Annotated in this window: 11 protein-coding genes and 1 tRNA gene; 7 read left to right on the top strand and 5 right to left on the bottom strand. The window is 39.7% G+C overall.

The window, feature by feature from the left end:
• Positions 1-139 precede the first annotated feature (139 nt).
• Positions 140-1,627 (bottom strand): serine hydrolase, encoded by a 1,488-nt coding sequence (locus ADHAQ_RS24970; protein ID WP_051359789.1) that lies wholly within the window; start codon positions 1,625-1,627, stop codon positions 140-142.
• A gap of 124 nt (positions 1,628-1,751) precedes the next feature.
• On the opposite strand from ADHAQ_RS24970, the gene ADHAQ_RS27155 reads away from it, so the two are divergent.
• Positions 1,752-2,507: a winged helix-turn-helix domain-containing protein gene (locus ADHAQ_RS27155; RefSeq protein ID WP_026462513.1), complete on the top strand. Its 756-nt coding sequence runs from the start codon at positions 1,752-1,754 to the stop codon at positions 2,505-2,507.
• A gap of 111 nt (positions 2,508-2,618) precedes the next feature.
• Here the strand turns inward: ADHAQ_RS27155 and ADHAQ_RS0108135 are convergent.
• Positions 2,619-2,691 (bottom strand) — tRNA-Met (locus ADHAQ_RS0108135).
• A gap of 145 nt (positions 2,692-2,836) precedes the next feature.
• The gene (locus ADHAQ_RS0108130) at positions 2,837-4,597 is read right to left on the bottom strand and encodes a BamA/TamA family outer membrane protein (RefSeq protein ID WP_026462512.1); all 1,761 of its coding nucleotides are present in this window, start codon (positions 4,595-4,597) and stop codon (positions 2,837-2,839) included.
• A gap of 196 nt (positions 4,598-4,793) precedes the next feature.
• On the opposite strand from ADHAQ_RS0108130, the gene hemW reads away from it, so the two are divergent.
• Positions 4,794-5,930 carry a radical SAM family heme chaperone HemW gene (hemW, locus tag ADHAQ_RS0108125; protein WP_026462511.1) on the top strand — a complete coding sequence of 379 codons (1,137 nt, stop codon included), beginning with the start codon at positions 4,794-4,796 and terminating at the stop codon, positions 5,928-5,930.
• A 465-nt stretch (positions 5,931-6,395) separates the two neighbouring features.
• Here hemW and rpmA read toward each other — a convergent pair whose 3' ends face one another.
• On the bottom strand, positions 6,396-6,665 hold the full coding sequence (rpmA, locus tag ADHAQ_RS0108120; RefSeq protein WP_026462510.1) for a 50S ribosomal protein L27: 270 nt from the start codon (positions 6,663-6,665) through the stop codon (positions 6,396-6,398).
• Between the two features lie 14 nt (positions 6,666-6,679).
• The gene (gene rplU, locus ADHAQ_RS0108115; protein WP_026462509.1) at positions 6,680-6,991 is read right to left on the bottom strand and encodes a 50S ribosomal protein L21; all 312 of its coding nucleotides are present in this window, start codon (positions 6,989-6,991) and stop codon (positions 6,680-6,682) included.
• A gap of 380 nt (positions 6,992-7,371) precedes the next feature.
• Between rplU and ADHAQ_RS0108110 the strand changes: the two genes are divergently transcribed.
• From ADHAQ_RS0108110 to ADHAQ_RS0108090, 5 genes are all read left to right on the top strand, one after another.
• Positions 7,372-8,331, top strand: a complete 960-nt coding sequence (locus tag ADHAQ_RS0108110; RefSeq protein WP_026462508.1) for a ribonucleoside-diphosphate reductase small subunit — start codon at positions 7,372-7,374, stop codon at positions 8,329-8,331.
• Positions 8,332-8,513: 182 nt separating this feature from the next.
• Positions 8,514-10,901 (top strand): ribonucleoside-diphosphate reductase subunit alpha, encoded by a 2,388-nt coding sequence (locus ADHAQ_RS0108105; RefSeq protein WP_026462507.1) that lies wholly within the window; start codon positions 8,514-8,516, stop codon positions 10,899-10,901.
• A gap of 67 nt (positions 10,902-10,968) precedes the next feature.
• Positions 10,969-11,802: a hypothetical protein gene (locus tag ADHAQ_RS0108100; protein ID WP_026462506.1), complete on the top strand. Its 834-nt coding sequence runs from the start codon at positions 10,969-10,971 to the stop codon at positions 11,800-11,802.
• An 82-nt stretch (positions 11,803-11,884) separates the two neighbouring features.
• Complete coding sequence (locus ADHAQ_RS0108095) at positions 11,885-12,232, top strand: STAS-like domain-containing protein (RefSeq protein ID WP_026462505.1); 348 nt, start codon at positions 11,885-11,887, stop codon at positions 12,230-12,232.
• The gene (locus tag ADHAQ_RS0108090) at positions 12,225-12,818 is read left to right on the top strand and encodes a hypothetical protein (RefSeq protein ID WP_026462504.1); all 594 of its coding nucleotides are present in this window, start codon (positions 12,225-12,227) and stop codon (positions 12,816-12,818) included. The genes ADHAQ_RS0108095 and ADHAQ_RS0108090 overlap by 8 nt, the downstream gene beginning before the upstream one ends.
• Positions 12,819-13,183: the final 365 nt, after the last annotated feature.

Here is a 13,183-nt window from a genome sequence, read left to right as displayed (position 1 = left end):
TTTTACAATCTCGTTTAATAATTAAAGATCCTTTTCTGTTTGCCTTAAGCTTAGACGTTGGCCATTAAATCATTTTTCAAGTTGTTCAGCCAGATCTCTAAATTAAATGTTTTTTTAGATCACTAGCTGAAGCTCAATATTATTCAACTTTAAAAACAGGCTGTTTGCTATCGCTTCCTAGAATGTAATGTCCCGCAACTTTCCCATTTGCATCCATAAAGAATTGCTGGTTCGCCCACTTAGCCTCTAACATAAAAAATTCAGTTTCAGAAGTAAAATACATTCTCCACTTTGTTGGTGATCCAGGGGCAAGAAGATATAAATTACCATTTTCCATGGATATGGCCGGCCCGGTATCTTCATCTTGAAACCTATATTTCCCTACATATTTATTTAAAATATTCTTAGGAAGACTAACTACTTTTTTTGTAGTTGATGGGTAAAAGTCTTTCCAATCATATACAGTTGCCACGCTATTTACAATCTCCTGCAGAAAATCAGTATTATCTGAATTGGTAAGTATCACTACTCCTTTACCGTTCTTAAATGACCCGTAATATTGGCTACTAAAGCCTTCATTTAAGCCACTGTGCTGAAAATATTCTTCCTTACCCCGCTTTTCCAGAAAGAACCCATAGCCGTAATTAGAGATTGGTAAATACGGTGTTAGCATGGCTTTTGCCCTTTCCTGATCAATAATCTTACTTGATTTGCCTTCCAGCGAAAGCTGGGTTTCAATAACGAACTTTGCCAGATCGGTTGCTGTTGACCATAATCCTGCGCCGCAAGCTTTCTCTGGATATAGATGATATTTACACCCAATAGCTTTCCCATCGAACCGATAAGCAGTAGCAGCTCTATTGGCGGTAGGTTTTAAAATATAGGTACTATTGGACATTTTGAGCGTTTTAAAAATAGAAGTTTCAATTAGGGATTTATAGGACTTGTTTGTTACTTCTTCGGCCAATAACTCACTAATCTCATAACCACCGCCAGAGTATTCAAACTTTATTCCGGGTTCAACCTCTGACCGGACCGCTGGATTATTCGCTGGTTCTTCGCCATTCAATATTTGCTTTAGGGTAGGTAAGCTCTCCGTCCATTTATAACCATCAAAACCGTGTACATTTAACTCTGCGGTATGGCTTAGCAGATGGCCAAGGGTAATGAGTTTCCCTTTGGAGATCTTATCATAAGGAAATTTCCAGCTGCGTAAATAAGTATTGATGTCTTTGGTCAAATCAACTTTCTTATCTTTTACCAATTTCATGTAGGCAAAGCCGTGAATAGACTTACCAATAGAGGCGGATTGAAACAGGGTATGATCTGTAACTGGGCGCTTTTGGGCAGTATCAGCCCATCCGTAAGATTTTACCCATTCAATTTTATAATTATTTATCACGGCAATACTAAGGCCGTTGACATGCATTTCTTTCATGCGCTGATAGATGTTCCAATTGGAAGTACTATCCAGCTTTACCCAAGAAACCAGATTATTTTCAACCTGTTTAATTTTGTTATTAATTTCGGTTGGATAGGTAGACTGGCTTTGAGAGGAGGCGAAGGTATTAACCCAGAGAAATAAAATTAAAGTAAAAATAGTTTTTTGGTTTAGCTTAAAGTACATTTTTTGGTTATTTAATTTTAAGCCAAACCTAGGGTCAGGGTCTTTATTTTCGGCTATAGAAAACCTTTTGATTTCCTATATTTAACCTATAAATTGCTTTTCAGGCATTTTAAGTGGTAAAACCATGGTTAATTCCAATCTCGTTTTCAACAATAGCTTTTTATTAGATTCTACTCTTAACCAACTAAAGGAATTAGAAAGTGGGGAGGTGCTTAGGCTTGAACCAAGGTTAGTTAGCGTGCTACATTTACTAGCTGAAAATGTGGGGAAATTAGTTACCCGGGAAACCCTCATTAATAAAGTATGGAATGATTATGGAGGGGCAGACGATGCTTTAAACCAAGCTATATCATTTTTGAGAAAAGTTTTAAAAGATAATAGGAAGGAAATTATTGAAACAATTCCTAAAAAAGGATATATTTTACATGCCACAATAAGCGCTGAAGAACCAATTATAAAAAAGGAAGTTAGGAAGCTGGATTTCAATAGGCTTAGAATACCCGTGGCAATTGTGATAGTGCTATTATTTGCTTGTTTTATTTGGAACAGACAAACTAATAAATTCGAGGTAGGTAATGAATCCCCAAAGATTAAGCTGACAAAGAGCTCAAATAAAGAATCGGTAGAATCAAATTTTACTGAGTTAAGTGCGACTGAGGAAGAAACCTATTTCAATACCATTACTACTACTGGGGCCGATCAGGTAAAATACAAGTTGGTAGCGATAGGAGACCAAAGGCCGAAATTCTATATCAATAACCAACTTATAGCGGAATCGGATCAGGAAGAATATTCAAATTTAATTCAAAGTATGCTTCGAAAGTTATGGAGCAGGAAAAAAAAGTATGAGGGGTCTTTAAATATAAGCTCTTCTAAATAAGTAATTTCTTGTTTGGTCCTAATCTGCCTTGGTATTATCCGGGATACGTACGAATGATAAAAACAAAAAAGCGTAGACCGCTTATAGTTAGCAATCTACGCTTCATTTAGGTAGCGGGAACAGGACTCGAACCTGTGACCTTTGGGTTATGAGCCCAACGAGCTACCAACTGCTCCATCCCGCACTGTTTGGTAATACAAAAGTAGATAAATATTCGAAATTAGCAAAATCTGGTTGCAAATTTATTTACCTTTCAAGGTAAGTAACTTAATATGAGCTACTTTATTTTAATATCTACAAAAATTAATTAGCGAAAAGCAGCCATTGTTTTAGAAGCGGCTAACAATTCCAAAGTGAATCCGGGAAAAATTTAAGCCAATTGGCTGATTAACTTCTTTGGACCGGCCCACCGAATAAATAAATTGAAAAATACCTGCTCCGGTACTAAAGCTGATACCCCCTCCTAAACCATATGGATATTGCTGAATTTTATCTTTCGGCAAATCGCGCCGGTAATAGCCTTGGTCATAAAAAAGCAATACATAGGAATCAGCAGCCGTGTAAAGCCTATATTCCAGCGTGCTAATGGCATAAGAGGAAGCAAAAAAGGCAAACTCAGAAAAGCCCCGGATGGAATTTAAGCCTCCCAACCGGAACAGATCATTCCGGAAAAGACGCTGATTAAAAAGGGCCTCTCCTCTTAAACGCGTCAGCAACACGCTGTTCCTGGCTAGCCGCAGGTAATTCTCAAGCCGAAAAGCCCCCGAGACCTGAGTTGTTTTCATTTGCAAAGTATCATAATAAGCACTCTCAAAAGCATTGTTCCGTAAAATAGTTTTATTGCCAACGGTTGCCTGCACATCTACAAAATACCCTCTTTTAGGAAAATAAAGATCATCTAAAAAATTACGAAGGTAATTAAGGCCAAAGGCCCGGTACCGCACGTCCGCTAATTGCAGTGTGTCATTGCGTTGCCGGATACCTGAACCCGAAAGTAACAACCTGGAACTCCGTACTTCACTAAAGAAGCTAACTTTACTGCCGTGCAAAGTATAATAAGAGACCTGTATCTTTGGCCGGAGCGTCAGAAAGGTTGAATCTTGCTTAAACAGGTTAAAGGTTCCGGCCAATTCAAAAGGCGAGCCTAAAATATTAGGATGAATATAATTGGCATCCAGCACCTGAGAAGCTTCCTGCACTTTGCGCCATTGCAAGCCCAGCTGTTTTCCGCTGCCGCGTATGTTCCGGATATTTAAATTAGCTTCGCCATTAATTAAAAACTTACGGGTAGCACTTCTGGGATCTGGCAGAAACCCAACCAAGCCATCTAGTTGGTTTGCTTTTTTATCGTTCAGAAACAAAATAATACGGGCTTTATTTTCTAAAAATCTGATTTGGGGAGCTTGTATTACTTCGATGTAGGGCAATTGCCGGAGTAATTGCTGCATACGATCTACTTTTTGCTGATTATAAGCTTGCCCCGGATAAATTTGCAGGTACCGGGAAAGGAAACGGTTTGTGGTACGACTGGAACCCTCTATACGTAATGAATCGAACAGATAAAGTGTACCCGGATCAAACGCAACTATTGCTTTTATCTGATTATCCTGAATCTGCAGCGAATCTAACTTGATGGTAGCAAAAGGAAACCCATTGTTTTCTGCTAATTGTAATACATCTTCCTGCAACTTAACCCACTCCCGGGGCGAGAAAGGAACATTATTATAAAGCTTTTCCTTATACCCAGCCTGCTCCAGAAAATCATTCCCGAACTTTCGTTGCCGCAATTGCGCCCAACGATACTGTGCTCCTACAAAATATTGCACATACAAGGTATCGTTACGGGCATAAAAGGAATCTGCAGAAGCAGTAAGGTAAGCATCATTTTGTAATTGCAAGGTTAGTGCTTGTACTTCTTGCCAGGCTGCCAGTGAATCAGAAAATGTTTTCTGATAATTATATTTTCGTAAAACAACTCCCTCAGATGGCCCTGTTCTTAAAGCCAGATAATACGTTTTTTTTACCGGTAACTCCGACTTTGGCTTATCCTGGCCCTGACTGCTAAAGCTGATACCACAAGTAAGCAACATAGTAAAAGCCCAAAACAGGCACGCGGCTAGACCTGCCGGCTGATGCTTAGCCCCTCGTATGCTTTTATTATTTTTAGAAGTCTGCAATGAACAGAAATTACTCTTTTAATTGTTTCTAATTTAGCACAGCCTAATTACCTGCTTTACCATAAGGTAATATTATTCTGTAACGCATAAATTGCATAAAATCATTAACGTGGCCGGTATTTATATCCATATTCCTTTTTGTAAACAGGCTTGCCATTACTGCGACTTCCATTTTAGCACGTCGTTGCAGCACAAAAGCACTATAGTTCAGGCTATTTGCCAGGAAATTGAACTACAGCAAAATTACCTGAATAACCAATCTATTAATACTATTTACTTCGGCGGCGGCACGCCATCGTTACTCAACGCCGAAGAACTAGACCAAATCTTTAGTAAACTTCAGAAGCACTTTACCATTACCGCCGATGCTGAGATTACTCTGGAGGCTAACCCCGATGATTTAACAGCTGCTAAATTACAAGTTTTAGCTGCCTCGCCGGTAAACAGGCTAAGTATTGGTTTGCAATCTTTTCATGAACCGCACCTGCAACGTATGAACCGCGCCCATAACGCAAGCGAATCCTTATCAGCGGTAAAAAATGCCCAGGATGCTGGCTTTACCAATATTACTACCGATTTAATTTATGGTATTCCGGCGCCTTCCCATGAAATTTGGTTAAATGATTTAAACCAACTATTCGCTTTACAGGTACAGCATGTTTCTTGTTACGCACTTACCATTGAAGAAAAAACTGCTTTTGGTCGCTGGACCAAGAAAGGCAGCTTTAAGCCCAGCGAAGATGAATTTGTGGCTGAGCAGTTTGAAATTCTGGTAACCCAAATGCAGGCAAATGGCTTTACCCAATATGAGATTTCTAATTTTTGCAAACCAGGTTTTGAGTCGAAACATAACAGCAATTACTGGAAGGGCGTGCATTATTTAGGCTTAGGCCCAAGTGCCCATTCCTTTAATGGCCCATCCAGGCAATATAACATTGCCAGCAATGCTAAATATATGGCTGCTTTGGCACAAAACCAGCTAGCCTTCGACAAAGAAGAACTTTCCTTAACAGATCAGGCTAATGAATATTTACTAACCAGCTTGCGGACTATTTGGGGCTGCGATTTGCAGCGCATGTACCAGGAATATGGTGTTGATTTGCTCACGCTGCAACATACTTATTTACAAGAGTTAGTGGGGAAAGGTTATATTACCATCCAGAACAGTGTGTTGTATTTAACGGATAAAGGAAAGTTACTAGCTGATCAGATAACTCTGGATTTATTTTTAGAGCCGCAGGAATAATAATTTTTTATTTCCCTGTTCGGCTTATTTTCTTTATGCTTATAGCTTTTCTTTAGATTCATATAATATCAAAGTCATTCCGAACCTATTGAGGAATCTATTACATACCGTAGAGGCGGTAATACTTAGATCCTTCGCCAGGCTCAGGATGACGAAAAGCAAAATTCAAGGAAGAAATACTTTACCAGTTTAGATAGAGAAGAATTCATGAGGCTGCGGTCAGAGGCACGAGGCATACCGCCGCGAAGCGAGGAAAACTTTTAAAGCAGACTGATTGACTAGATTAAGCCTCGTAGGTCCGACCCAATTTAGGCTGAAATCTGCCGTTAGCGCCCAGTATTGAGGAAACACCTTTTCGAAGGAGAAACACGAGCACCTTAAATCAAGACTCGCAATTGCAATTATTAAAAACAAAAAAGGGAAGCCAGATAGCTTCCCTTTTTTGTTAATTTTAATTTGTTTGAATTAAGCTTCTGCTGCTTCTACAGGAAGTACAGAAACATAAGAACGGTTTTTAGCACCTTTCTTAAATTCAACTACACCGTCAGCTAAAGCAAATAACGTGTGGTCTTTACCAAGACCTACGTTTTTGCCTGGGTGGTGCGCAGTACCACGCTGACGAACGATAATATTACCGGCTATGATGGCCTGGCCACCATAAATCTTAACGCCAAGTCGTTTGCTATGCGATTCACGACCGTTGTTAGACGAACCTGCTCCTTTTTTGTGTGCCATGTTTTCTTATAAAATTAAAACGCTAAAGCGTCAATTAATACTTTAGTAAATTGCTGGCGATGGCCATTTTTCTTTTTGTAACCTTTGCGACGTTTCTTTTTGAATACGATCACTTTGTCACCTTTTACATGGCCAAGTATTTTACCAGTAACTTTGAAGTTATCAACAAACGGAGCACCTATTGATACTGTTCCGTTGTTGTCGGTTAATAATACATTGGCGAACTCTACGGCGTCACCCTCGTTGCCGGAAAGCTTATTGGTATAGATGAACTTGCCACCTTCTACCTTGGTCTGACGACCAGCGATGTCTACAATTGCGTACATGTTGCTTTCTTTTTAATTTTGATAATTAGGGTGCAAAGGTAGCACTCTTTTCTAAAACGTCCAAGCCTTCTCCATTTTAATTTTTTACTGTAGCTTTTTATATAGTTATACATATATATTTACATGTTGAAAAGTTATCCGCATACCTACCCTTTAGCCTGTGGATATTAGGTTAACTTACTATATATCAGACCATTAATTTTGTGGAGAAATAATGCATTTTTGGGGCATAAGTTAGAAGCCTTCTCCCGTATATTTGACCTATAGATTTAACGCTAAATATACCGTCTGCTTCCGCATTTTTCAGTACAGACTATTTCGGTAAATACGCAGTTAAGTCAACCTATTAGCAAACAAAATACCTTATAATATAATAGAGTATGGAGCCTATCTTACAAGAAAACCCGAACAGGTTTGTTCTGTTCCCGATTCAGCACGATACCGTGTGGCAGATGTATAAACAAGCACAAGCCAGCTTCTGGACGGCGGAAGAAATTGATCTGTCCCCGGATTTGAAAGACTGGGAGCGTCTGAACGACGGCGAAAAACATTTCATTTCGCACGTGTTGGCATTCTTTGCCGCTTCGGATGGTATCGTAAACGAAAACCTGGCGGTAAACTTTATGCAGGAAGTACAGCTGCCGGAAGCCCGTTGCTTCTACGGTTTTCAGATTATGATGGAAAACATCCACTCCGAAACCTACTCTTTATTAATAGATACTTACGTTAAGGACCCGGCCGAGAAAGACCGATTGTTTAACGCGCTGGAAACGGTAGACTGTGTGAAACGGAAAGGCGAGTGGGCGCTAAAGTGGATTAACTCCGAAAACTTTACCGAGCGTTTAATTGCTTTTGCTGCCGTAGAAGGTATTTTCTTTTCGGGCTCGTTCTGCTCTATTTTCTGGCTGAAGAAACGCGGTTTAATGCCAGGCTTAACCTTCTCCAACGAGCTTATCAGCCGCGACGAAGGGTTGCATTGCGACTTTGCCTGCTTGCTTTACTCTATGTTAGAGAACAAGTTACCGCAAGAACGCGTACATACCATCATCCGCGACGCCGTGATGATTGAGCAGGAGTTTGTAACCGATGCGTTGCCTGTTGACTTAATAGGTATGAATGCTAAACTCATGAGCCAATATATCGAGTTCGTCGCCGATCGCCTTCTTGTTGCCCTCGGCTACGCCAAAATATACAATGCCACTAACCCATTCGACTTTATGGAAATGATTTCGCTGCAAGGCAAAACCAACTTCTTTGAGAAGCGCGTGGGCGAGTACCAGAAAGCCGGCGTAATGACGGAGCGGACGGACAACGTTTTCTCCCTCGACGAAGACTTTTAATCAGAATTAAATAAAGATGAGGGCGCCGGGAAACTGTAGACAACTTGTTCAAAACTTTCCGGCCTCTTCATCCTCTTTCCCAAACATTTTTTTTAGTTTTAATGCACTGTACTTACGGACGCGTGAGCACGGGAGGCGGATTTATGCATCTGTTTCACAACCTTTAATTTTCTCGTTAAACTATGTTAGTAATAAAAAGAGATGGCCGGCACGAATCGGTTAAGTTTGATAAAATTACCGCTCGGATAGAGAAGTTGTGCTACGGGTTAAACATGACGTATGTGAGCCCGATAGAAGTTGCCAAAAAAGTTATTGACGGTATTTACGATGGCGTAACTACTGTTGAGCTTGATAACCTGGCAGCAGAGATATCCGCCTCCATGACCACGAAGCACCCGGATTACGCTATTTTAGCGGCCCGGATTGCTATTTCAAATTTACATAAAGTAACGGCTAAGTCGTTTAGCAGCACCATGAAGCGGCTATATACTTATACAGATCCGAAAACCGGCGAAAATGCTTCGCTGATTGCCAAGGATGTGTATGAAGTAATCCGCAAGAACGCTGCCTTACTGGATTCCAGCATTATTTATGACCGGGATTATAACTACGATTATTTCGGTTATAAGACCCTGGAGCGGTCTTACTTACTGCGCCTGGATGGCAAAATTGTAGAGCGTCCGCAGCACATGCTGATGCGGGTAGCCATTGGTATACATAAAGATGATATTGAGCAGGCCCTTTTAACCTACAACTTAATGTCAGAAAAATGGTTTACCCACGCTACGCCTACTTTATTTAATGCCGGTACGCCAAAGCCACAATTATCCAGCTGCTTCCTGTTAACTGTTAAAGACGACAGTATTGCTGGTATTTACGATACCCTGAAAAGCTGTGCTTTGATTTCGCAAAGTGCCGGCGGTATTGGCTTAAGCATCCACGGTGTTCGGGCTACTGGTTCTTACATCAAAGGCACCAATGGTACATCCAACGGTTTGGTACCAATGCTGAAAGTATTTAACGATACTGCCCGTTACGTAGATCAGGGTGGCGGGAAACGCAAAGGTGCTTTTGCCATGTACCTGGAGCCTTGGCACGCTGATATTTTTGAATTCCTGGATCTGCGCAAGAACCACGGTAAAGAAGAAATGCGCGCCCGTGACTTGTTCTTTGCCCTTTGGACACCGGACTTATTCATGAAGCGGGTAGAAGCCAACGGCGACTGGAGCTTATTCTGCCCGAACGAAGCACCTGGCTTGCACGAGTGCTGGGGGAAAGATTTTGAACGCCTGTATGAGAAATACGAGCGTGAAGGTCGTGCCCGCAAAACTATCAAAGCGCAGGAATTATGGTTTGCTGTCCTGGAAGCCCAAACCGAGACGGGTACACCGTATATGTTGTTTAAAGATGCTGCCAACAGCAAATCTAACCAGCAGAACTTAGGTACCATTAAATCTTCTAACCTGTGTACCGAAATTATTGAATACACGGCGCCGGACGAAATTGCAGTTTGTAACTTAGCATCTTTAGCATTGCCGCGCTATCTTAAAGATGGGGCCAACGGTCATAAAGAATTCGATCATGATAAGCTTTATGAGGTAACTTACCAGGTAACTAAAAACCTGAATAAGGTAATAGACATTAATTACTACCCGGTAGAAGAAGCGCGTAACTCTAACATGCGCCACCGGCCAATTGGTTTAGGGGTACAAGGTTTGGCCGATACCTTTATTCACCTGCGTATGCCATTCGAAAGCGAAGAAGCGGCGCAACTGAACAAAGACATTTTCGAGACCATTTACTTTGCTGCCATGACGGCATCTAAAGACCTGGCCAAGAAAGAAGGTCCTTACCAAACATTTGAAGGTTCTCCTATCAGCCGGGGTATCTTCCAGTTTGATATGTGGGGCGTAAAACCAGAGTCGGGTCGTTGGGACTGGGAATCGTTGCGCAACGAAGTAATTGAGCACGGTGTGCGTAACTCTTTATTGGTAGCGCCAATGCCAACTGCCTCTACCGCGCAGATATTAGGTAATAACGAAAGCTTCGAGCCTTATACCTCTAATATTTATGTACGCCGCGTGCTTTCCGGTGAGTTCATGGTGGTAAACAAACACCTGTTAAAAGACTTAATTGGCTTAGGCATCTGGAACGACAACCTGAAAAACCAGATCATTGCGGCTAACGGTTCTATCCAGAACATCCCGAACATACCGCAAAATATTAAGGACCTGTACAAGACCGTATGGGAAATTAAGCAAAAGACGGTTATCGATATGTCTGCCGACCGCGGTGCTTATATCTGCCAGAGCCAGAGCCTGAACCTGCACGTGCAGAACCCGAACTTTGGTAAACTGACTTCGATGCACTTCCACAGCTGGCGCCGCGGCCTGAAAACCGGTATGTACTACCTGCGGACCAAAGCCGCTGTCGATGCGATTAAGTTTACGGTGGAAAAACAAGCTGCCGAAACCTTACAGCCGGTTTACAACGACACCTACGACCAGAATAAGAGCGACATGGCCTGCTCCCTGGACAATCCAGATGCATGTGAGGCTTGTGGTAGCTAAGTAAATAAGAATAACTTTATAAAAGGAGATCAGAAATGATCTCCTTTTGTGTATTAATATTTAATGAATGGAAGCTACTATTACTATTCGTGTCTCACTAGAAGGAAAAATTTGTACAACGGCAAGCGGGCATAATAGATTAATTCAGTTTTATAATAACTGTAAACAATATTTTGATTGTATAATCTATATAGACTTTTCAAACTTATACTGGTTTGATGCTAATCTATCTGCAGTTCTCCAAGCAATCCTTTATAAATTGAATAAGGACAATTGCCTATCCTTTAACTTCGATGTTAATCTAGTAAGAAATAAATTCCCTATTTTATTTAGAAATGGCTTTTTATCATCAATTCTGAGTTTACAAGATAATCTTGGCTCTACTGTTGAAATGGAATTGTTTGATTGTTCGGAGGATGTTAAATTTTATAATTATATAAAAGAACAATTACTAGGTCATAGTCAGATGGGAAACTTAAATTGTACTGGTGTTGAAGAAAACTTCTTAGAAGTATTTGCCAACATAAGTAAACATGCAAAGACTTTAGACCCAGTATTTGCATGTGGTCAATTTTATCCTAATGAATCTAAGTTAGCCTTTAGCCTCGTTGATTTAGGTATCGGTTTCTTACCTCCAATAAAAGCTTTTACAAATGGTAAGATCGCTTCCTCAGAACAAGCTATTAAATGGGCTGTTGAATACTCCAATACAACTAAGGAAAGAGATGAAACTGGAGGAATTGGTCTACATAATGTTTTAACTCATTGTAAAGAGACCGGTGGGCACTTTAATATTGTTACTGGTGATGCTTATTGGGGTAATAATCTTGGCGAAATGGGGACACGTAGAATATCAGAGTTTGTTGGCACAACTATACATCTAATCTACAACTGTAAGTAGTATTGCAACGTATATTTCTTTTAATTATGTTTGTGTTGTTTTTCAATACAAAAACTCTCATCTTACTAGAAATAATCTAAATATGCAGCTTACAGTATCTCAGATCATAGGTAAATCGATTGCTGTTCTAGATATAGATGGTCGTAAAGTTTATGAACAATTAGAAGACGCCTATAAAAGAGGAGAAAAAATTGTTCTTTCTTTTAAAGGTCTTCAACATGTAACGACTGCATTTTTAAATGCAGCAATAGGCAGATTCTTACTTTCTGCACCTAAACCTGAAGAAGCTAAAGAATCTTTGGTTATCGAAGATGTGGATAATGATGCTACTAAATACAAAATAGAACAAGTTTATGAACTTGCTCTAAATGCAGATTTAAGAGCAATAAAAGAATCAGCACGAAATCAAGAATTAGGTATTCATGATTAATTATAAAATTTATGACATCAAAAAAATAAAGCCGGATAACCGGCTTTATTTTTTTGATGCTAATGTATGGCTATTAATAATTGATAGACCTTTACAACCTCAATATTTTGAACAGCCATATATAGATTTTTGGGATTCTTTAATTGCATCCCAAAGAAAAGATGAAAAGTTAATTGCTGTTAATTCCCTACTAATCTCAGAAATCTTTAATGCTTTTTTAAGAATTAGATTTAATAATTTTAAGAAAGCATTAATATATAAAGGCCAGCTTTCCAACACAGAAATAAATATTTATGACTTTAAAAGAGATTATAGAAAGACAAAAGATTGTGAAAGAGACGTAAAGTTATTTTCATCGGAATTTTTGGCATATTCTGATTATGTTCAAATCTTTAATGATAGTGCAGAGAAGATCGATTTATTCAATTTTATAAATAGCTTTTCTTTTGATGCAGATTTTAATGATCTATTTTACCACAAATTCTGTAAAATAAATAACCTGCCTATAGTAACTAATGATGGAGATTTTGCCTTTAACAATATTGAAATAATATCAAATAATAGAAAGCTTTTATCTTTAAAATAATTCTCAACCAAGGCACCAATCCCACCTGCCGTTTCATCCCGCTGGCTTCAGGTCATTGGAAACTATTTTCTAACTTCAATCCACTAGCCCGTTCCGGCGGCATAAGGTCAGGAGATAAAGATCAAAAACGAGGATGCTCGCGATTGAGGAAAAGAGAGGGAATACTTCAAGTACCTTACTATACAGCTACACTCTTCAATCCTTGTCCTGCTTTTTGCCTTCCTAACTTCAGCCTCAGCCTAAAGTAATGAAACAAATCTACTTATCTATTTAGCAGCAGGAACTAAAGAGCTTTTCTGTTTTCTTGATTAACTCTCCTTAACACCAATAGCACCTCCGGTAAAAGGCTCATAAAATTTCTAATA

Source organism: Adhaeribacter aquaticus DSM 16391, assembly GCF_000473365.1.
GTDB classification, from domain to species: domain Bacteria; phylum Bacteroidota; class Bacteroidia; order Cytophagales; family Hymenobacteraceae; genus Adhaeribacter; species Adhaeribacter aquaticus.
Note: the sequence above shows the minus strand (reverse complement) of the source record. Positions and strands in the feature narration are given on the sequence as shown.

Bases quoted from the DNA above. Each gene is read 5' to 3' on its own strand.
- ADHAQ_RS24970 (WP_051359789.1), bottom strand. From the start codon at position 1,627: ATGTACTTTAAGCTAAACCAAAAAACTATTTTTACTTTAATTTTATTT.
- ADHAQ_RS27155 (WP_026462513.1), top strand. From the start codon at position 1,752: ATGGTTAATTCCAATCTCGTTTTCAACAATAGCTTTTTATTAGATTCT.
- ADHAQ_RS0108130 (WP_026462512.1), bottom strand. From the start codon at position 4,597: ATGTTGCTTACTTGTGGTATCAGCTTTAGCAGTCAGGGCCAGGATAAG.
- rpmA (WP_026462510.1), bottom strand. From the start codon at position 6,665: ATGGCACACAAAAAAGGAGCAGGTTCGTCTAACAACGGTCGTGAATCG.
- rplU (WP_026462509.1), bottom strand. From the start codon at position 6,991: ATGTACGCAATTGTAGACATCGCTGGTCGTCAGACCAAGGTAGAAGGT.
- ADHAQ_RS0108110 (WP_026462508.1), top strand. From the start codon at position 7,372: ATGGAGCCTATCTTACAAGAAAACCCGAACAGGTTTGTTCTGTTCCCG.
- ADHAQ_RS0108105 (WP_026462507.1), top strand. From the start codon at position 8,514: ATGTTAGTAATAAAAAGAGATGGCCGGCACGAATCGGTTAAGTTTGAT.
- ADHAQ_RS0108100 (WP_026462506.1), top strand. From the start codon at position 10,969: ATGGAAGCTACTATTACTATTCGTGTCTCACTAGAAGGAAAAATTTGT.
- ADHAQ_RS0108095 (WP_026462505.1), top strand. From the start codon at position 11,885: ATGCAGCTTACAGTATCTCAGATCATAGGTAAATCGATTGCTGTTCTA.
- ADHAQ_RS0108090 (WP_026462504.1), top strand. From the start codon at position 12,225: ATGATTAATTATAAAATTTATGACATCAAAAAAATAAAGCCGGATAAC.